This is a genomic window from Sulfitobacter sp. PR48 (genome assembly GCF_028807335.1).
GTDB lineage: Bacteria > Pseudomonadota > Alphaproteobacteria > Rhodobacterales > Rhodobacteraceae > Sulfitobacter.
On record NZ_JARAMM010000016.1, the window covers coordinates 40,274 to 58,962 of the forward strand.

Sequence of the window (18,689 nt, forward strand, 5' to 3'; positions counted from 1 at the left end):
TTTACCTCAATAATTTCAGGGATCCGGTCAGCGATTTCACGACTTTGGACGGTCCACACAACCCGATCCCGTCGAGCGTTTCCTGCATTAGATCCCGGCCAGGGAAGGCGGCCTCGTATTCGCTGAAGTGGTTCATTCGCCGGGCGAATTCAGGAAACACGACGATGTCGAGATCGGTCTGCGATGTCGCGCGCGTCAGCAGAGTCCGGATCTGTTCGGGGCCGGCTTGCAGAATTGGGACCGGCCTGTCGGCGCTAATGCTGATGTGGAGGCCATTTCTGTCGACCAAATCGATGCGGCCCAACCCGGGTTGTCGCGCTCCGATGCCGACAGAGATGGTTGCGACGGTGTTGGCGAGAAAGCCCGGTGGCAGGCCGGGGTTGACGATTACCGCGAGCCTGAGATAGCCATCGCCGCGAAGCGGGTCGAGAGCGGAGCCGGTCAAAACGCAGCCTCTTCTGCACCGGTCACGGTAAGCGCCGCCTCACAGGTTGTCGCAGCGAAGCATGAGAGGACCGCTAGGTCGCCAATTTCGTCAATTGGAGAGTCGAGAAGCCTGAGCGTTCCTTCTGCCGCATGGATCGGTCCGACGACCCGTGCAGATAGTGACTGTCTGACAAGACGAATGTCCCCAGAGGTGGGGGTGCCGATGATGGAGGGTGCGCCGACCAGTCCGAAAGTCGGTGTTCCCAGAAAGCCGATCGGCTCGGCGTTCCCGGTCGATCCGGTCCATTCGGCTTCGATCAACCGACGGTCCTTTACCGCGACAGTGGCGCCCAGCCTCGTCCCTGAACCCTGCCGGCCGGCGGCTGGATGGTCGAGGCCGTACGACCGCCCGATCCGAATCGCGCCGAGCTTCTTGGGAAACCCCTGCATATGGCCGCGGACCATCGAAATGTCTTGGTCGACGAAGATGAACGAACAGAAAAGCCGGGCCTCGCCTTGATCGGACAGCGCTTCGATCAGCAGGAAGAATTCATTGTATTGAGAATATGCCGGATCCAGCAGTTCGGAGCCGTCCGTGGTGGCCTGCCATTCGCAGAAATGGCCGAAAATCCGGCCGGACGCGCCACCGAACCCAGAGGGCAGGAAGCGTTGCGCTACTTCCGCTTCGGTCCGGGCTCCGATTGAGACGATCCGGCCGGCGTAGTGCCATGGCGGTGACGGAACGAGAGAGGAGCGTCCTTTGGGCGTGTATGGACCGGTAAAGCCTTTAAGCATCGTGTTTCTCCTTTTCGTTGAACTTGCCACCTGTCACTTGGAGATACCTGCCTGATTTTCGTGATTTGACTTGAAGAACAGGTAGGATATTCCCAGATTGATCTCCAAACGGGTAAGATCTTCGGAGATGGGGGCGAGAAGCATGAGTGCTGCCGAATCACCGCGAAACGGGATACTTGATCCTTCGGATCGAAGGATATTGCGTGAGCTTCAACGCGACGGGCGGATGAATAACAATGAACTTGCCGAGCGAACAGGTATGTCGACATCTCCTTGCTGGCGCCGCACCCGCAGGCTAGAGGAAGCTGGCATTATTGCCGGTTACAGTGCAAATCTCGACCGCCGGAAGATCGGGCTGGGCGTTTTGGTCTATGTGAGCGTACAGATCGACACCCATGGGGAAAGCGACGCGGCCGCATTTGAGAAGGCAATCATCGATCTGGACGAGATCGTGACCTGCCATTCCGTGGGTGGCGGCTCAGATTTTGTTCTTCTAGTCGCTTGTCGGGATCTGGACGCCTATGCTGATTTCTCGATGACCGTCCTTCGACGTCTACCTGGGATCAAGGCCATGACGTCGAACTTTGCACTGAAAGAGATCAAGGCGTTTACTGGTTTTACGATACCAGATAAGTAAATTTCATACTTGGAACCTACGGAAGTCTCTGGTTGATACGGTGTCTGCGTGATCCGGGACCGTGTCAGTTGGATGTGGTTCTCCCGGCCGGCTTCGCCGACACCGCGCCGGATGCCGGCACACTTTGGGACTTTCGCGAGGCGCTTATTAAGGCGGATGCTCTCGATGCGATTATTGAGGAGTTTGACCGGGCCATCAACCGGGCTGGATTCATCCAGTTGCTGCAGGGATCATAGAGCGAGCTTCATTGCAGCGCCCAGCCAGCGCGCCTAGCAACTGTATTTCTCATGCGGCCTGATGGGACCATTTGAGACGAGATTTGCAAAGCGCGTTTGCGATTGTGACGAGCTTGCGGGCGACTGCTGTGATGACAACCTTGTGTGGTTTTCCGGCGGCACGAAGACGGTCGGCGAAGGTTTTCAGGAGCGGGTTGTGATGGCTGGCGACGAGCGCCGCCTGGAACATCACGTGTCGTAACAATCGGCGGCCGCCTCCGATGGCGCGCTTGCCGCGCATGGCGCCACTGTCATGTGCGATCGGAGCCAGACCCGTCAGCGCGGCGGCCTGCTCACCCGAGAGTTGGCCAAGCTCGGGCATCTAGGCGATGAGCATAGTGCTAGCGACGGGGCCGATCCCGGGAACGGAACGCAGGATGTCGGCAGTTCTCGCCAGTTCATCATCCGAGGCCAGGGTCTGCTCGATCCGCTCCTCCAACCCTGCGATCTGGCGATCAAGAAGATCTTTCAGCTCGGCGTTCATGGCTTCAAACATATCCGCCGATCCCAGCTTCCCATGCGCCTTGATCTGCGCCAGAAGCCGTTTGCGTGTCTCGACCAACTGACCACGCTTTGACGACAACGCCCTGATAAGACGAAGTTTTCCATGTGGCAGTACGCGTCCCGCATCCGGTCGAAACATCATGAACCGCGCGATGAGCTCTGCGTCGATCCGGTCCGTCTTTGCCCGTGTGCCCCGGCTGGCGGCGAAGGCCTTGATCTGGGCGGGTGGCAATTGCCGGGTCGCGATCCCGCAAACATCCAGGGCGGACCATAGCCGCCATTCCTGACCGCCAGTAGTCTCGAAGCAAACCAGCGCACCCGTTTCAAGAGCGAGTTGAGCGACTCGCTCGTGACCCTCTGCCTTGTTCGGCAGCCGCGTGCGCTTGCCTTCTGGCAGACAGTGGATATCCAACCAATCCCGGCTGACATCTATACCGATGATCCTTGCCTGTGATACTTTGCTCATGCTCTCTTCCTTCTGCTCCGCGGTCCTGATCGGCCGCATTCAACTGTTCGAGACGATGAAGAGAGACGGTGCTGGCTCGCTAGGAAACGTGGTCAACGCCACAAGGCTCAGACGCCAAACACCGTCCCGTCACCGGCCTCGGCCAAGGGCGGTGACGGGATCAGGATAGCAAACCGGAGATACAGAAGGGTCAGGACTTCGGTAACGGGGGCGTCTGTGTCAAGGGACTTCGTGCAATCAAATTGATCCGCCAGAGCGGTTCCCTTGGTGTTTCTTCAGCCCATCCTGTCTTTGCGCGGCTATCGGCTGAGGTCCTTCGGGTACATGCTTCGGTTCGTGGTCAGCGCGGCGGCTGCCAACATGATGCTGGTTCGATGTAATTCCGGTGTGCCCATCTCATAGGCGTGCTTGGCAAAAGCCAGCGACAGTCCAGACCACGGCATCATCGGAACCACGTCCCTGCGGGACCTCGAAAGCCTGCGATCAGACAGGCTATGGGCGGTGCCTTTTGTTGTTAGGCCACTCTTGGCGCTGCATCCGGCTGGAAGGTCGTGCCATCCACCCAGATCCGATGAAGGATGACAGCAATGCGGCGGGCGAGAGCAACCATCGCGATTTTGCGCCCGCGCCGCTGCGCGAGCTGGGCTCCCCATGTTCTCAGCCATGTTGATCGGCCACGGTTCATCATGACGGTTGCAGCCTGGCACAATGCTCGCCTCAGATTGACGTCACCCGCTTTGGTGATACCGCCGGACAAGTCCCGTTCACCAGACTGGTTGCGTGAAGGCGTCAAACCAACCCAGGCTCCGACCCTTTTCGAAGACCGAAAGCGGGTCGGGTCATCGACCGCGGCACGGAATGTCAGTGCTACGACCACACCGATTCCTGGCATCGACATAAGGCGTTGGCAAACCGGATCATCCCAGGCCAACCGCCGCACGCACTTTTCGAGACCGGCCAGTTCCTGCCGTAGGGACGCTCGGGCCCGCAGCATCGGTTCAGTCGCGGCTTCCAGCATCGGATTGCCATCTGCCAATTCCCGAATGCGTGTCTCGAACTTGCCGCGGGAGATCGCACCGACCTTGAGGCCAAAGTTCCGCAGCAGTCCGCGCAACGACATTTCCAGAGCGATCATGTTTTGCTGGATAGCCTTTCGAGCGCCGAGAACTGCCCGGGTTTCCTGAGCAGAGACGGATTTACAGTGGACCGGGCGGAACCAGCCGAGATGAAGAAGGCGTGCGATCCCTTCTGCATCGCGGCGATCCGTCTTGATCGGCATCGCCTTCAGCGCTCCTTTCACCTGGCGCGTTTCCATGAGCACCGCTTCCAGACCGGCTTTGGTCAGCCCTCTGTGCAGCCATTGCGACAGTGGCCCGGCCTCTAGGCCAATCGCTGCGATACTGCCGTCAAGTTCGTCCAACCAATGCGCCAAAGCTTCCGGCTCACTTTCAGTCTCCGCCTCTTTGACGATCTGGCCATGCTCGCTGACCACACAAACGGCGGTCTTCGCCAACGACACATCCAATCCAATAAATAGCTTCATCCCGTCATCCTCCATGTGGGGTCAATACGGGAATGGCGACAGCGCGGTACTGATCTGACAAGTGGCAACGGTTGTGCCTGACGCAGGCCCCGTTACAGCATCTCATAGCCAGTAAATGACGATAGCTGCGAGGGCGATGGCTGACAGGAAGACCTTCGGGCACCTGTCGTATCGGGTTGCGACACGACGCCAATCCTTCAACCTGCCGAACATGATCTCGATCCGGTTGCGCCGTTTGTAACGACGCTTGTCGTACTTTACCGGTTTCTTCCGCTGTTTCCGGCCAGGGATGCAGGCGCGTATCCCTTTGTCTTTCAACGCTTCCCGGAACCAATCGGCGTCATAGCCGCGATCCCCGAGCAGCCAATCGACATCCGGCAAGCTACTGAGAAGTGCCCGTGCGCCGATGTAATCGCTGACCTGGCCGGCGGTGACGAACAGGTTGAGTGGGCGCCCTCGGCTGTCGCAGATGGCATGCAACTTGGTGTTCATGCCGCCCTTGGTCCGACCGATCAGGCGTCCGCGCCCCCTTTTTTGACGCCCAAACTGGTCGCGGTACGGTGGGCCTTCAGGTAAGTGGCGTCGATCATGACCGTCTTCTGTTCGCCGTGTTCGGCTGCCAGACCGGCCATCATCCGCGCGAAGATGCCTTTGTCGCTCCACCGCTTCCAGCGGTTATAGAGCGTTTTGTGTGGGCCATAGGCCGAAGGCGCGTCGCGCCATCTCAACCCATTGCGATTAATGAAGATAATGCCGCTCAGCACACGTCGATCATCAACGCGCGGCTTGCCGTGGGATTTGGGGAAGAAGGGCTCAAGACGCGCCATCTGCGCGTCCGTAAGCCAGAAAAGATCAGACATGGTCACCGCTCGTTTTCGAACCGTGAATCACGCCGCAGTACAGAAATCAATGGGTCCTGACCCTAAGGAAGCGACCAAGGTGGCCAGGTGCGCACTGTCCTCCATCGGGCCGGGGTCGATGACAACGACGCCGTCCGTGGTTTCGACAAGATAAGTATTCGTTCCGTGACAGGTCATCTTGCTGGGATTGTTCGCGACTATCCGGGAAATACCGTCCGCGACGGGAAGCACCAGGGCGCGGAGGTTCCGGTTCGGTGAGAAACATGCTTGTGCGCATTTGCCTGAGAACTCCGGTTGGACCTGTTGAAATGCCCGTGGCGGAAAGGGCGCACTCACCGGCGCAATCCACCAGTCCCCCGCCCACAACCGGATCGTGCCGGGAGTGCAGGCGGGTTTAGGTTTTCGTTAGAGTTTTTCGGTCAGTTCGGGCACGGCCTGGAAGAGGTCGGCCACGAGGCCGTAGTCGGCCACCTGGAAGATCGGAGCTTCCTCGTCCTTGTTGATGGCGACGATGATCTTCGAGTCCTTCATGCCAGCAAGGTGCTGGATCGCGCCGGAGATGCCCACGGCGACGTAGAGGCCCGGTGCCACGACCTTGCCGGTCTGGCCCACTTGCCAGTCGTTCGGGGCATAACCTGAGTCGACGGCGGCGCGCGACGCACCGACGGCGGCGCCCAGCTTGTCGGCCAGGGCCTCAATCAGGGCGAAGTTCTCTTCTGACCCCACGCCACGGCCACCCGACACCACGATGCCAGCCGAGGTCAGCTCGGGGCGGTCAGATGCTGCAACCTTGTCTTCAACCCAGCTCGTCAGGCCCGGGTCGGCCGCGGCCGACACGATTTCAACCGAAGCCGAACCGCCGGTGCCGGTGGCGTCAAAGGTCGAGGTTCGGAAGGTGATAACCTTCTTGGCGTCGCTCGACTTCACGGTCTGCATGGCGTTGCCGGCATAGATCGGGCGCACGAAGGTGTCGGCATCAACCACGTCGGTGGCCTCGGAGATCACCATGACATCCAGCAGCGCGGCGACGCGCGGCATGACGTTCTTGGCGTCGGTGGTGGCAGGTGCCACGATGTGGCTATAGCCATCGGCGAGGCTCACGATCAGCGCGGCGGTCGATTCCGCCAGGCGGTGGCCCAGCGTTTCGTCTTCGGCGACCAGAACCTTGGCCACACCGTCGATGGTGGCGGCAGCGTCGCCTGCAGCGGCGGCCGAGGCCCCGGCGCACAGGACGGTCACGTCGCCCAGTGCCTTGGCGGCGGTGACGGCCTTGGCGGTGGCGTCCATCGACAGCTCACCACCGGTGACTTCGGCGAGAAGAAGAACAGCCATTACACAGCCCCCGCTTCTTTGAGTTTCGCAACCAGCTCGTCAACCGAGCCCACGATGATGCCTGCGGCACGCGCGGCGGGCTCTTCGGTCTTGACGACTTCGAGACGCGGGGTGACGTCGACGCCGTAATCGGCGGCGGTTTTCTCATCCAGCGGCTTTTTCTTGGCCTTCATGATGTTCGGGAGCGACGCATAGCGCGGTTCGTTCAGGCGCAGGTCGACGGTCACGATGGTCGGCATCTTGACGCTGATCGTCTGCAGGCCGCCATCGACCTCGCGGGTGATCTTTGCGCTGTCGCCTTCGATGTCCACTTCCGAGGCGAAGGTGCCCTGGGACCAACCCAAGAGCGCCGACAGCATCTGGCCGGTGGCGTTCATGTCGTTGTCGATCGCCTGCTTCCCAGCCAGGACCAGGCCGGGCTGTTCTTCCTCGACGATCTTGGCCAGGATCTTGGCCACGGCCAGCGGTTCGATGTCGGTGTGCACGTCATCGGCGACTACGACCAGGATGGCGCGGTCTGCACCCATGGCCAGCGCGGTACGCAGAGTTTCCTGCCCCTGCTTGACGCCAATGGAGACGGCCACGACTTCGTCTGCCATGCCGGCTTCTTTCAGGAGGATTGCCTCTTCGACGGCGATTTCGTCGAACGGGTTCATCGACATCTTGACGTTGGCGAGATCGACACCGCTTCCGTCCGCTTTCACACGGACTTTCACGTTGTAGTCGATCACGCGTTTCACGGGTACAAGGACTTTCATCAGCACATCTCCTCGGGTCTTGAAGCTCAGAAAAACGCCTGCAGCCCTGTCTGTGCACGGCCTAGGATCAAGGCGTGGACGTCATGGGTGCCTTCGTAGGTATTAACGGTCTCTAGGTTCACCATGTGACGCATCACCTGGAATTCCTCGGATATGCCGTTGCCGCCGTGCATGTCGCGGGCCATCCGCGCGATCTCCAACGCCTTCCCGCAATTGTTGCGCTTGATCAGGCTGACCATCTCGGGCGCCGCCTGTGCGCCGTCCATCAGACGCCCGACCCGCAGCGCAGCCTGCAGGCCCAGCGTGATCTCAGTCATCATTTCAGCCAACTTCTTCTGGAACAGCTGCGTCTGTGCCAGGGGCCGGCCAAACTGCCTGCGGTCCAGACCGTATTGCCTTGTGCGGTGCCAGCACTCTTCGGCTGCACCCATCACGCCCCAGGCGATGCCGTAACGCGCACGGTTGAGGCAGCCGAAGGGCCCCTTCAGACCCTCGATATTGGGCAGAAGAGCATCTTCGCCCACCTCGACGCCGTCCATCACGATCTCTCCGGTGGTCGAAGCGCGTAGGGAAAGCTTACCGCCGATCTTCGGTGCCGAGAGCCCTGCCTTGCCCTTTTCCAGCACGAAGCCACGGATCTTCCCACCATGGGCCTCGGACTTGGCCCAGACTACGAAGACATCGGCGAAGGGGCTGTTGGAGATCCACATCTTGCTGCCGGTCAGCCGGTAGCCACCCGAGGTTTTCTCGGCCTTCGTCTTCATGCCGCCGGGGTCCGATCCAGCGTCGGGCTCGGTCAGGCCAAAGCAGCCGATCAGCGATCCGTCGCAGAGGCCAGGAAGGTATTTCAGGCGCTGCGTCTCGCTGCCGTAGGCGTAAATCGGGTAGATCACCAGCGAGCTTTGCACCGACATCATAGAGCGGTAGCCGCTGTCGACCCTCTCGATCTCGCGCGCGATCAGCCCGTATGTGACGTAGGAGGCACCTAGCCCGCCGTAATCCTCGGGCAGCGTGGCGCCCAGCAGGCCAGCCGCGCCCATCAGCGGGAAAAGCTCTGGCGCCGCCTTCTCCTCGCGGTAGGCCGCGGTCACCCGCGGCTGCAGTTCCGCCTGCGCAAAATCCCGCGCCGCGTCGCGCAGCATCCGTTCTTCCTCCGACAGCTGACCCTCCAGCCGCAGCGGATCTTCCCAGTCGAACCGCGACAGATCGGGCGCGTCCTTGGATTTCAGCGATTTTTCCAGTTTTAATACCATCAGATTTCTCCTTTTGTCCGCAGACGGCCCTTGTCATCCCAGAACATCGGTCCGCCCAGATCACGGGGAAAGCCGTAGCCATGCACCCAGATCACATCGATATCCGAACTGCGGACCGCGATGCCTTCCTCTAGGATCCTGCGGCCCTCGGTGATCATCGGCCCGTGGGTTCGGTCGATGATTTCATTTTCACTGAGTAGTTTGCGCGTGATGCCGCGCTCGGCGGCCATCGTATCGATGATTACCTGCACCTCGGGGTCCGGTTTCCGTTCACGGTTGCCGTCATATAGGTACCAACCCTTGCCAGCCTTTTGGCCAAAGCGTCCCAGTTCGCACAGCCTGTCCGGCAATGCGTCGGGCGTGCCGAGCGCCTTGCGATTGCGCCAGTTGATGTCGAGCCCGGCCAGGTCCTGCATCTGGCAGGGGCCCATCGGCCAGCCGAGTGCCCGGAATGCGCCGTCGACCTGCGCGGGTGTTGCTCCTTCCAGAAGCAGTTGAGACAGCTGCGCGTTGCGGGCGGCCAGCATCCGGTTGCCAACAAAGCCGTGGCACACACCGACGACAACCGGCTGCTTGCGCAGCTTTCGGCTCACATCCAAAGCAGTTGCCAGCACGTTGGGCGCGGTTTCGGCGCCGCGCACGACTTCGACCAGCTTCATGACGTTGGCGGGGGAGAAGAAGTGCAGGCCCAGCACATCGTCAGGGCGCGAGGTGGCCGCCGCAATCGCGTCAACGTTCAGATATGATGTGTTCGTCGCCAGGATCGCGCCAGGCCGGGCAATTCTGTCGAGTTCGGCGAAGACCAATTTCTTGACCTCCATATCCTCGAAGGCGGCTTCGACGATCAGGTCACATTTGGCAAGGTCCGCGGCTTCGACGGTGCCCTCGATCCGCGCAATGCGACGGTCGGCCTCGTTCCGGGCCAACGACCCGCGCGAGACAGAACGGGCGTAGGTCGTGGCCACCCGTTCAAGCCCGCGCTGAAGAGCCTCGGCGTTCATTTCGCGAATGATCACGTCGTAGCCGCTATTGGCGAAGGCCATCGCTATGCCGCTGCCCATCGTGCCCGCGCCGATCACGCCGACGGCCTGAACCGAGCGGGTGCCGGCTTCGGCGACATCCTCGGGCAGTTTGGCGGCGGCACGTTCTGCGAAGAAGAGGTGCCGTAGTGCTTCGGAACGCGGACTGGCGACCGCCTCGTCGAACAGCCTACGCTCTTCCTGCATGGCCCTCGCGAAATCCAGTTCGAGGGCGGCCTTGACCGCCTGCCCCGTCAGCATCGGCGCGCTGGAGCGCGCCTTTTGGCAAAGCTCGGCGGCCAGCTTTTCCAGCGCTGCGGGATCGGCCGAAGGCATGTCCCCGGCGCGCTGGCTGACCGGGGCGGGAATATCATTCTCACTGATCTTCCTTTGCAGGAAGCGGACCGCGTTGGCGATCAGATCACCGGCGAATACGGCGTCGATCAGACCCAGTTTTCCAGCTGCGTCCGCCCGCATCATCTCGCCGCTTCCGGCCAACTCGAGGGACGCCTTGGCGCCGGCGAGATAGGTAGTCCGGACGGTTCCGCCCGCGCCCGGCAGCAGCCCCAGCTTGACTTCGGGCAGGCCGATTTTGGCGTCTTGGTTGGCGACGCGGAACGTGTAGCCAAGGGCCAGCTCAAGACCGCCGCCGAGCGCGGTGCCATGCAGCGCCGCAACGCTTGGCTTGCCCATCGATTCGAGCCGACTGATAATCTCGCGGAGCATCGGGGTATTCACCTGGCCAAGCTCGCTTATTTCGGCGCCGTCTACGAAGGTCCGTCCGGCACAGGCGATAACCAGCCCCTCTACAGCCGTGTTACGGGCAACTTCTACCAGCCGTACGGAGAAGGCAGTGCGCAGCGCATGCGAGAGCGCGTTGACCGGCGGGTTACTCAGGGTCAGGATCGCAATACCATTCTGAATGTCCAGACGGACCATCGAGTCGCTCATCAAACAGCCTCCACAGCGATTGCTATGCCCTGCCCCACCCCGATGCACATCGTGGCGAGCGCCCGTTTTCCGCCGCGTTCCTGCAACTCCAGGACCGCCGTCCCGGTTATGCGGGCACCGGACGCTCCAAGTGGGTGGCCTAGGGCAATTGCGCCACCATTCGGGTTTATGTGCTCCGCGTCGTCAGGTAGGCCAAGCTCGCGCAGGACGGCCAGTCCCTGGGCTGCGAAGGCCTCGTTCAGTTCGATAACTTCGAATTCCGTCGGCGACAGACCAATCCGTGCGCAGAGCTTCTGTGTCGCTGGCACCGGACCCATGCCCATGATACGCGGGGGCACCCCCGCGACCGCCCCGCCAAGGTAACGGGCGCGCGGTATGAGGACGTGTTTCCGGACGGCGCTTTCGCTCGCTAGGATCATTGCTGCAGCGCCATCGTTCACCCCAGAAGCATTGCCGGCAGTGACAGTGCCATTCTCGACGAAGGGAGCGCGCAACTTCGCGAGGGAGTCCAGCGTCGTATCGGGCCGGATATGCTCGTCTTGGTCGACGGTGACAGGGCCGCCCCTTCGCTGTGGCACTGCCACGCCCACGATCTCGCGTGAGAGACGGCCCGTGGTCTGCGCGGCGGCTGCGCGCGTCTGGCTACGGAGCGCGAAGGCATCCTGGTCGGCGCGCGAGACGCCGAAATCCGCTGCAACATTCTCTGCAGTCACAGGCATTGCTTCGTATCCGTAGATATTCGCGAAGGCCGGATTCTCGAAACGTGAACCGATGGTTGTGTCGTATATCTCGGCCCGGCGTGTAAACGCCGCCCCGGCCTTGGGCATGACGAAGGGCGCGCGTGACATGCTTTCGACCCCGCCAGCGATCATCAGTTCGGCCTCGCCGGCGGCGATGGCGCGGACCGCAGACATCACGGCATTCATGCCCGAGCCGCAAAGACGGTTGATCGTCGCGCCGGGCACCTCGACCGGCAAGCCGGCCAGCAGCGCCGCCATGCGTGCGACATTCCTGTTGTCCTCACCCGCCTGGTTGACGCAGCCGTAATAAACGTCATCCACAGCGGCCCAGTCGGCGTCCGGGTTCCTCAGCATCAGCTCGCGGATCGGGATGGCCGCCAGGTCATCGGCCCGAACAGGAGACAGCGAACCGGCATAGCGGCCGAAAGGAGTGCGGATGTAATCGCAGAGGAACACGTCGATCATCGTTTGGCCTTTCGCCAGGATGTGATGGTTCGGGTCAACTGAGCGCGATGCTCTCGTCACCGGTCAGTAGCCTGTTCATGCAACTGCGGCTGTCGCCAAACGCCAGCCGTCCGGCGGTCAGTCTGGCGAACTGGCGGCCCGTCAAGCTTTCCTCGGTCATGCCAATGCCGCCGTGAAGCTGCACGGCGCTCTCACCGATCACCTTTGCCGCTTCATTCATTTTTAGCTTGACCGCGTCCAGCGCCAGAGATCGCCGCATCGGGTCGGCGCCGAACATGCGGCGGCCGTAGTCCAGCATCGCGCGCGCGGTCTCCAGTTCAACATACATGTCGACTGCCGCATGCTGCAGGACTTGAAACGCAGCCAGCGGCTGGCCGAACTGATGGCGGGTGCGCAGGTAGTCGACGGTCAATTCGAGTAGGACTTCCATCCCGCCAAGCATTTCGCCACAGGTGGCAAGTTGCCCTCGGGCCTGGGCTTCGGCGATCAGCGCCGCCGCTTCGTCTCCATGTGCCAACAGTGCCCCCTCTGGCAGGGTCACATCCGTCAGCCTAATATCCGCACCGCCGCCGGGGGTGACCGGCAGATACGGGATGCGAAGAACACCGGGAGTGCCGAGGTCCAACAGGAACAGCGCCGGAGCGCAGTCCAGGGTCGCCATTAGCACGATTAGGTCAGCACTGGCGCCGGCTGGCACGAGGGTCACCTCGCCGTTCATGCGGAAACCGCTTTCGCTATTTCGGTCGGCCATGACCGGCGCGCGCGCCTCCAGCGAAAGGGTCACGATACGTGATCCGTCGACGAGTCTGCCCAACAATGGCGCTACGGAAGGAAGGTCGCTGAATCGGGCCAGCAGTGGCATGGCAAGGATTTCGGCACCGACGTGCGGTGTGGTCAAACCAGCGCGCCCCATGGCGTAGGAAAGGAGCAGCAGTTCGGGCATCCCGAGCTCAGCGCCCCCTGCATGCTCCGGCAGAGTCAGGCCAAGCATTCCAAGCCCGGCGAGCTGTTGCCAGATTTCCGCGGGATCGGCCGTTTCGGATAGGATGCTGTCGAGGCTGTCCTGCAGCATCCGATGCTCGTCATTCGTTACGTCCACGTAGGCCTCACAGGTTCAAGATCGTCTTTGAGACAATGTTTTTCTGAATTTCGCTGGATCCACCGTAGATCGAGACTTTCCTGAAATTCAGGTAGTTGTTAAGTGCCGCAGCGGCGGCCAGATCCTCTTCGGCCTTTGCATAGGGATCCGTGACGTCGCTTATCGCGCGCTGTGCCTCCGGGCCCTCTAGCTCCATCAGAAGTTCTGAGGCCCTTTGTTGAAGCTGTGAACCGCGCAGCTTGAGGATTGACGAGGCGGGATCCGGCTCATTGCCCCTTCGCCCGGCGCGTTCGAGGATTTGCATCTGCGTGACTTCCAGTGCCTTCAGCTCAATTTCCAGCCGGATCACCTCGGCACGGAAAAGCGGGTCGTCCCAAGCGCCATTGTCTCTAGCCCGCCTTCGGATCCGCGCGACACGCTCTTTCGAAAGACCGATTCGAGCGATGCCGAAACGTTCGTTTGCCAGCAGGAACTTCGCGTAATCCCAGCCACGGTTCGGTTCACCGACAAGGTTCGCGACGGGCACGCGAACATCAGTGAAGAATACCTCGTTCACCTCGTGGCGCCCATCGAGCGTCACGATCGGGCGCAATTCCACGCCCGGCGTCGTCATGTCGATCAACAGGAATGAAATGCCCCTCTGCTTCTTGGCGTCGGGGTCGGTCCGGACAAGGCAGAAGATCCAATCGGCATATTGACCATATGTCGTCCAGGTCTTCTGTCCGTTCACGATATAATCGTCGCCGTCCCGCACCGCACGAGTCTTCAACGAGGCAAGGTCTGAACCGGCGTTGGGTTCGGAAAAGCCCTGACACCACCAATCGTCACAGTTTGCCGCGCGCGGTAGGAACCTTTCTTTCTGCGCCTTGTTGCCAAAGGCCGCTATCACCGGGCCCACCATGTGACAGTTGAATTGCAACGGAAGCGGCACCGCATTCAACTGCAACTCTTCCGTGAACAGATAGCGCTGGATTGGTGTCCAGTCCTTGCCGCCCCATTCGAGCGGCCAGCCGGGCACCGCCAACCCCTTTGCGTTAAGAATGCGCTGCGAGGTCACAATTTCTTCCTTGGCCAGCACTTGTCCCGCGCTGATTTTCCCGCGGATATCTGCGGGGATTTCGGCTTGAAAGAATGCTCTCAGTTCATCCCGAAATGCGATATCTTTCGCGTCAAGAAAGCTTCCATCAGTCTGGCTTTTTTGCATTGCCCATTCCAATTCACAAGGTTTTCCGTTTCTCGCCGTCCCGAAGGCCCTTACGGAAATCCGGTTTCCGCTTTTCCAGAAACGCCGCGACGCCCTCCTTGGATTCCGCCGTGTCGTAGTAGAGGGCGAGCGCCTGCATGGCGATGCCGGACAATCCCCTGATATTCTCGGTCTCGGCGGTAAAGGAGGCCTTGGCCAAGGCGATGGCCGTCGGGCTCCGCTCAAGAATTTCGGCGCACCACGCATCGACCTCGTCGTCGAGACGGTCGTCCGGCACGACCTTGTTGACCAACCCCATATCGGCGGCCTCGGCTGCGGTGTACCGGCGGCACAGATACCAGATCTCTCGCGCTTTCTTCTCGCCGACAACGCGTGCGAGGTAAGCAGTACCGAAGCCGGGATCGACCGAGCCAACCTTGGGGCCGACCTGGCCGAACTGCGCGCTCTCGCCCGCGATCGTCAGGTCGCAGAGCGTCGCCAGCACGTTTCCCCCGCCAATCGCGTATCCGGCGACCCGGGCGATGACCGGCTTGGGAACGTCGCGGATCAGGCTTTGCAGTTCTTCCACCGGCAGCCCGATCGTGCCCCGCCCATCATACTGACCATCATGGCTGCTCTGGTCGCCACCGGTGCAGAATGCCTTTTTCCCGGCCCCGGTCAGCACGATCACACCAATCGTCTTGTCCCAACCGGCGCGCTGGAAGGCGTGGATCAACTCGTCCACCGTTTGCCCGCGAAAGGCATTCATGCGGTCCGGTCGGTTGATCGTGATCCGGGCCACGCCTTCGGGGCGGATCTCGTAGGTGATATCTTCATAGCTCGTCATGACTTTGTCCTTTCAAGGCGTTGCGCGTGGACGGCATAGATCAACAGCATGATCAGGACGGATTTCACGGCGTCGCCTGCCAGGAACGGCATGACACCGGCGTTGAACGCTTCGGCCGGGCCGATAAGCACGGACAACCACACCCATCCGGTGACCAGAACCATTACGGCTGCCAGGGGAATGGCCAGCATTCGCAGCACAAGCCGATCCGTGACCTGGCGCGAGGCGATGATGAGGGCCGACGCCAGGAAGAAGCCGAACAGGTATCCTCCCGTCGGTCCGGCAAAATAGGCGGGTCCCGCAGAGGCCCCGGCGAAGACCGGCACACCCGCCAGGCCGAGGCCGAGATACAGTGTGATCGGCAGGATGGCGCTTTGGATCGGAAGGAACGCCGCCACGCCAAGGACGGCCGCAAGCTGCATCGTCATCGGGGCCGGGTACATCGGCACCTGTATCCGGGCCGACAGGATGATGAGCGCCACGGCGGGTATGGCGACCATCGCCGACTTTGCGACGGTATGCAGGCTTGTTGTGTGTCGTGATTGACTTTGCGCCATCTAAGTTCTCTTTCCAATGGTTGGTGTGCTGTTGCGGTAGGACGCGAGCGATCCGCCATGCATGACCCGGCCCGGCAGGGGGCGGCCGATCAGCGCTTCGGCCATTCGGGCCGCCTCGATCAGGGCTTCGAGATCGACTCCGGTTTCGATCCCCATCTCATGGGCCATGAAGACCATATCCTCGGTGCAGATGTTGCCGGCAGCAGCCCCGTGCCCATGCCCCGCGAAGGGACAGCCGCCCAATCCGGCGACAGAGCCATCGAACTGAGTTACGCCCAGTTGAAGCGCGACCAGGAAACTGGCCATCGCGGCGCCGCGGGTGTCGTGCAGATGCAAGCCGATGCGCGCATCGGGAAACCGGTTGCGCACATATGAAATACGCGTAGTGACGCTTGTTGGAACCGCCCAGCCGACCGTGTCCGCCAGATAGATCACCGGCAACGCGCGGCCCGCGAACCGGCTGGCGATCCAGTCCAGATTGGCGTCCAGCGCCGCGAACGGGATGTCTCCCTGAAGATTGCAGCCGAAGGCAGTCATGATGTAGATCGCCTCGATGTCGACGCCATCGGCGTCGTACATGGCGATCCAGTCCTCCTGTCTCCGTCGCATCTCGTCCGCGCTGCATCCGTTGTTGCGAAGGCTGAAGGCGTCCGATGCATAAAGCAGGATCAGGCCGGACAGATCGACACCGGGCGTTTCCGCCGCCTGGCGATAGCCCTTCTCGCTCAGCCAGAGCGAGGTATGCCGCACCCCGGATGGCTTTGCGATTGCGCCGAACAGCTCGGCCGAATCCGCCATCTGCGGCACCATCCTGGGCGATACGAAGGACGCGACCTGAATCCGGCTCAGCCCGGTTGCGCTGAGCATGTCGACAAAACGCACGCGCTCGGCCAGCGGGAAGAGTGTCTTCTCGAACTGAAATCCTTCCCTTGGACCTTCCTCGTGCAGGGTGACGCGGGCGGGCAGATCGGTCATGCTGCGGCCTCGTCCTGGTCTGCGAGGATTTCGAACAGGCACTGATCTCTTTCCACCGACTCGCCGGCGGCACAAGCGACGGTGCCGATGGTTCCGGCAACGGGGGCACGCAGAACCAGTTCCATCTTCATCGATTCCATGACGCCAAGCCGGTCTCCAAGACCAACCGCCTGCCCCTCGACTACCTCGACTGCTATGACTTGTCCCATCATCGGCGCTAGAACCTCACCACTCGCCGTGCCGCCCGAGGAGAGAAGTTTGCCTGACAGGTAGGGGGTCACAGTCAGTGACACGCCGCGCGCACCCCGGATGAAGCCTGCTCTTCCCTCATCGCATGACGGGATCAGGGTCAGTGTCCGGCCGTCGAGATCGGCAAGAACAAGGTCTTCACCGATCTCGGTCAGACGGATTGCATAGGTGTCCTCGTTCGCCGCGACAACCAGAGCGTCATCCAGGTCCAGCATGCCGAACCGGATGTCAAAACCCATAGCGCCGCTTGCACAACGGATCGAAGGGGCATGGTTCGCCTCGGAGGTGCCGGTGTTCAGCCGCCAGCCAGTGGCGCCGGTCCAGCCCGTCCAGAGCATCGGGGCGGAGGCCCGGTGGGCCCTGAGCCAGAGTGCGGCGGCCAGAGCGGCCTCTTCCGTGGACACCTGCGGTACAGCCGCCAGATCCAACACGATCTCTGCAATCGATCCGGTATGCACCTCGTTTCGCAAAACCGTCGGAGAGGTGGTGAGCGCCCTGAGGAGCGGCAGATTGCTTTGTACACCCAGGGCCGCGCTTTCCTCGAGTGCGGCAGACAGCCGGGCATAGGCCTGCTGCCGGTCCGGGCCGACGGCAATCAGCTTGGCGATCATGGGATCGTAATAGGGTGTGACGCTCATGCCTGCCGCAATGCCCCGGTCCACGCGAAGCCCCGATGGCAGAGAGAGCGACTCGAGCTTTCCCGTCGAGGGAATAAAGTCCTGATCGGGGTCTTCAGCATAGAGCCGCGCTTCGACCGCGACCCCCCCTACGATGACATCGGCCTGTTCGATCGGAAGGCGCCCCTCGGCAACACTGCGTATCTGCAAGGCAACGAGGTCCTGTCCACAAATTTCTTCGGTAACCGGATGCTCGACTTGGATCCTCGGATTGACCTCGAGGAAATAGGCTTTGCCGTCTTTGACGATGAACTCAACCGTTCCCAATCCGCGATATCCGACCCTTTCGCCCAGACGGACGGCGTGTGCCAGAATCTCCTGCCGCAGCGCGTCGGGCAGGCTTGTCACCGGCGCTTCCTCGATCACCTTCTGGTGCCGCCGTTGAAGACTGCATTCCCGGTCGAACAGGTGAATTACCCGGCCATTGCCGTCACCGAGGATCTGAACCTCGATATGCCGGGCCTCCGGCAGATATTGCTCGACGATCAGGTTCGGGTTTCCGAAAGCCGACCGCCCTTCGCGGATAGCTGCCTCGATATTCTGACGCAGCGAGTCAGGGGATGCGACGACGCGCATCCCCTTCCCGCCGCCACCGGCAGCAGCCTTCAGGAGGAGAGGCAATGGCATACCGGCCACGGATTCGATCAGGTCGTCGACGGAAGCGCTCGGCTCGACAGTGCCGGCAACAACCGGCACATCCGCCGCAACGGCTTCGGCTTTGGCGGCCGCTTTATCCCCGAAACGGCGCAAAATTTCTGCCGACGGTCCGATGAAGGTCAGACTTGCATCCACGACCGCATCGGCAAATTCTGGGTTCTCGGCCAGAAACCCGTATCCGGGATGCACGGCGTCGGCGCCAACCGCCAGGGCCGCCTCGACAATGCGGTCGATCCGCAGATAGCTGTCGCCGGCCGGAGCGGATCCGATCTCGACGGACTCGCCCACTTCGCGCACATGCAGTGCATCGCGGTCGGCCGTGGAATGTACGGTGGCGACGGCAACGCCCATCTCGCGGCAGGTGCGGGCGATTCGGCAGGCGATTTCGCCGCGGTTGGCAATCAGAACTTTCTTGAACATG

At 61.5% G+C, this 18,689-nt stretch carries 19 protein-coding genes; 2 read left to right on the top strand and 17 right to left on the bottom strand.

Annotated features, from left to right (window positions below; translation table 11 throughout):
- Position 1 precedes the first annotated feature (1 nt).
- The gene (locus tag PVW51_RS18890; protein WP_274576753.1) at positions 2 to 445 is read right to left on the bottom strand and encodes a DUF2000 domain-containing protein; all 444 of its coding nucleotides are present in this window, start codon (positions 443 to 445) and stop codon (positions 2 to 4) included.
- Entirely contained in the window at positions 442 to 1,221 is a 780-nt protein-coding gene (locus PVW51_RS18895; RefSeq protein ID WP_274576755.1) for an acetoacetate decarboxylase family protein, read from the bottom strand. The genes PVW51_RS18890 and PVW51_RS18895 overlap by 4 nt, the downstream gene beginning before the upstream one ends.
- 142 nt (positions 1,222 to 1,363) lie before the next feature.
- Here PVW51_RS18895 and PVW51_RS18900 point away from each other — a divergent pair, with 142 nt between their 5' ends.
- Both PVW51_RS18900 and PVW51_RS18905 read left to right on the top strand, forming a co-directional pair.
- Positions 1,364 to 1,858, top strand: a complete 495-nt coding sequence (locus PVW51_RS18900; protein WP_274576757.1) for an Lrp/AsnC family transcriptional regulator — start codon at positions 1,364 to 1,366, stop codon at positions 1,856 to 1,858.
- Between the two features lie 68 nt (positions 1,859 to 1,926).
- On the top strand, positions 1,927 to 2,094 hold the full coding sequence (locus PVW51_RS18905; protein ID WP_274576759.1) for a hypothetical protein: 168 nt from the start codon (positions 1,927 to 1,929) through the stop codon (positions 2,092 to 2,094).
- Positions 2,095 to 2,143: 49 nt separating this feature from the next.
- On the opposite strand, the gene PVW51_RS18910 is transcribed toward PVW51_RS18905, so the two are convergent.
- The 15 genes from PVW51_RS18910 to PVW51_RS18985 all read right to left on the bottom strand — a co-directional run bounded on the left by PVW51_RS18910 (position 2,144) and on the right by PVW51_RS18985 (position 18,688).
- Positions 2,144 to 2,455, bottom strand: a complete 312-nt coding sequence (locus PVW51_RS18910) for a transposase (protein WP_274576760.1) — start codon at positions 2,453 to 2,455, stop codon at positions 2,144 to 2,146.
- Entirely contained in the window at positions 2,456 to 3,103 is a 648-nt protein-coding gene (locus PVW51_RS18915) for an IS110 family transposase (protein WP_274576762.1), read from the bottom strand. It abuts the gene before it with no gap.
- 514 nt (positions 3,104 to 3,617) lie between these two features.
- Positions 3,618 to 4,646 (bottom strand): IS110 family transposase, encoded by a 1,029-nt coding sequence (locus PVW51_RS18920; protein ID WP_274576764.1) that lies wholly within the window; start codon positions 4,644 to 4,646, stop codon positions 3,618 to 3,620.
- 102 nt (positions 4,647 to 4,748) lie between these two features.
- A protein-coding gene (locus PVW51_RS18925) for an IS5 family transposase (protein ID WP_274576767.1) occupies positions 4,749 to 5,506 on the bottom strand; the annotation gives its coding sequence in 2 pieces (ribosomal slippage) (positions 4,749 to 5,170 and positions 5,170 to 5,506; 759 coding nt in all).
- A gap of 405 nt (positions 5,507 to 5,911) precedes the next feature.
- Positions 5,912 to 6,838, bottom strand: a complete 927-nt coding sequence (locus tag PVW51_RS18935) for an electron transfer flavoprotein subunit alpha/FixB family protein (protein WP_274576768.1) — start codon at positions 6,836 to 6,838, stop codon at positions 5,912 to 5,914.
- Positions 6,838 to 7,596: an electron transfer flavoprotein subunit beta/FixA family protein gene (locus tag PVW51_RS18940; protein ID WP_274576770.1), complete on the bottom strand. Its 759-nt coding sequence runs from the start codon at positions 7,594 to 7,596 to the stop codon at positions 6,838 to 6,840. Before PVW51_RS18940 ends, PVW51_RS18935 begins: the two co-directional genes overlap by 1 nt.
- Positions 7,597 to 7,622: 26 nt before the next feature.
- Entirely contained in the window at positions 7,623 to 8,849 is a 1,227-nt protein-coding gene (locus PVW51_RS18945) for an acyl-CoA dehydrogenase (RefSeq protein WP_274576772.1), read from the bottom strand.
- Positions 8,849 to 10,819, bottom strand: a complete 1,971-nt coding sequence (locus PVW51_RS18950; RefSeq protein ID WP_274576774.1) for a 3-hydroxyacyl-CoA dehydrogenase NAD-binding domain-containing protein — start codon at positions 10,817 to 10,819, stop codon at positions 8,849 to 8,851. Before PVW51_RS18950 ends, PVW51_RS18945 begins: the two co-directional genes overlap by 1 nt.
- Positions 10,819 to 12,024 (bottom strand): 3-oxoadipyl-CoA thiolase, encoded by a 1,206-nt coding sequence (gene pcaF, locus PVW51_RS18955; RefSeq protein WP_274576777.1) that lies wholly within the window; start codon positions 12,022 to 12,024, stop codon positions 10,819 to 10,821. The genes PVW51_RS18950 and pcaF overlap by 1 nt, the downstream gene beginning before the upstream one ends.
- A gap of 34 nt (positions 12,025 to 12,058) precedes the next feature.
- On the bottom strand, positions 12,059 to 13,123 hold the full coding sequence (locus tag PVW51_RS18960; RefSeq protein ID WP_274576778.1) for an acyl-CoA dehydrogenase family protein: 1,065 nt from the start codon (positions 13,121 to 13,123) through the stop codon (positions 12,059 to 12,061).
- Positions 13,124 to 13,130: 7 nt separating this feature from the next.
- Positions 13,131 to 14,327, bottom strand: a complete 1,197-nt coding sequence (locus PVW51_RS18965; RefSeq protein WP_274576779.1) for an acyl-CoA dehydrogenase family protein — start codon at positions 14,325 to 14,327, stop codon at positions 13,131 to 13,133.
- A 13-nt stretch (positions 14,328 to 14,340) separates the two neighbouring features.
- A complete protein-coding gene (locus PVW51_RS18970; RefSeq protein WP_274576781.1) occupies positions 14,341 to 15,153 on the bottom strand; it encodes an enoyl-CoA hydratase-related protein in 813 nt (270 codons plus the stop codon).
- A complete protein-coding gene (locus PVW51_RS18975; protein ID WP_274576783.1) occupies positions 15,150 to 15,710 on the bottom strand; it encodes a biotin transporter BioY in 561 nt (186 codons plus the stop codon). The genes PVW51_RS18970 and PVW51_RS18975 overlap by 4 nt, the downstream gene beginning before the upstream one ends.
- Positions 15,711 to 16,685 (bottom strand): hydroxymethylglutaryl-CoA lyase, encoded by a 975-nt coding sequence (locus tag PVW51_RS18980; protein ID WP_274576785.1) that lies wholly within the window; start codon positions 16,683 to 16,685, stop codon positions 15,711 to 15,713.
- On the bottom strand, positions 16,682 to 18,688 hold the full coding sequence (locus PVW51_RS18985) for an acetyl/propionyl/methylcrotonyl-CoA carboxylase subunit alpha (protein ID WP_274576786.1): 2,007 nt from the start codon (positions 18,686 to 18,688) through the stop codon (positions 16,682 to 16,684). The genes PVW51_RS18980 and PVW51_RS18985 overlap by 4 nt, the downstream gene beginning before the upstream one ends.
- Between the last annotated feature and the right edge of the window lies 1 nt (position 18,689).

Bases quoted from the DNA above. Each gene is read 5' to 3' on its own strand.
- PVW51_RS18895 (WP_274576755.1), bottom strand. From the start codon at position 1,221: ATGCTTAAAGGCTTTACCGGTCCATACACGCCCAAAGGACGCTCCTCT.
- PVW51_RS18935 (WP_274576768.1), bottom strand. From the start codon at position 6,838: ATGGCTGTTCTTCTTCTCGCCGAAGTCACCGGTGGTGAGCTGTCGATG.
- PVW51_RS18975 (WP_274576783.1), bottom strand. From the start codon at position 15,710: ATGGCGCAAAGTCAATCACGACACACAACAAGCCTGCATACCGTCGCA.
- PVW51_RS18970 (WP_274576781.1), bottom strand. From the start codon at position 15,153: ATGACGAGCTATGAAGATATCACCTACGAGATCCGCCCCGAAGGCGTG.
- PVW51_RS18940 (WP_274576770.1), bottom strand. From the start codon at position 7,596: ATGAAAGTCCTTGTACCCGTGAAACGCGTGATCGACTACAACGTGAAA.
- PVW51_RS18980 (WP_274576785.1), bottom strand. From the start codon at position 16,685: ATGACCGATCTGCCCGCCCGCGTCACCCTGCACGAGGAAGGTCCAAGG.
- PVW51_RS18965 (WP_274576779.1), bottom strand. From the start codon at position 14,327: ATGCAAAAAAGCCAGACTGATGGAAGCTTTCTTGACGCGAAAGATATC.
- PVW51_RS18910 (WP_274576760.1), bottom strand. From the start codon at position 2,455: ATGCCCGAGCTTGGCCAACTCTCGGGTGAGCAGGCCGCCGCGCTGACG.
- pcaF (WP_274576777.1), bottom strand. From the start codon at position 12,024: ATGATCGACGTGTTCCTCTGCGATTACATCCGCACTCCTTTCGGCCGC.
- PVW51_RS18915 (WP_274576762.1), bottom strand. From the start codon at position 3,103: ATGAGCAAAGTATCACAGGCAAGGATCATCGGTATAGATGTCAGCCGG.
- PVW51_RS18920 (WP_274576764.1), bottom strand. From the start codon at position 4,646: ATGAAGCTATTTATTGGATTGGATGTGTCGTTGGCGAAGACCGCCGTT.
- PVW51_RS18945 (WP_274576772.1), bottom strand. From the start codon at position 8,849: ATGGTATTAAAACTGGAAAAATCGCTGAAATCCAAGGACGCGCCCGAT.
- PVW51_RS18950 (WP_274576774.1), bottom strand. From the start codon at position 10,819: ATGAGCGACTCGATGGTCCGTCTGGACATTCAGAATGGTATTGCGATC.
- PVW51_RS18985 (WP_274576786.1), bottom strand. From the start codon at position 18,688: ATGTTCAAGAAAGTTCTGATTGCCAACCGCGGCGAAATCGCCTGCCGA.
- PVW51_RS18900 (WP_274576757.1), top strand. From the start codon at position 1,364: ATGAGTGCTGCCGAATCACCGCGAAACGGGATACTTGATCCTTCGGAT.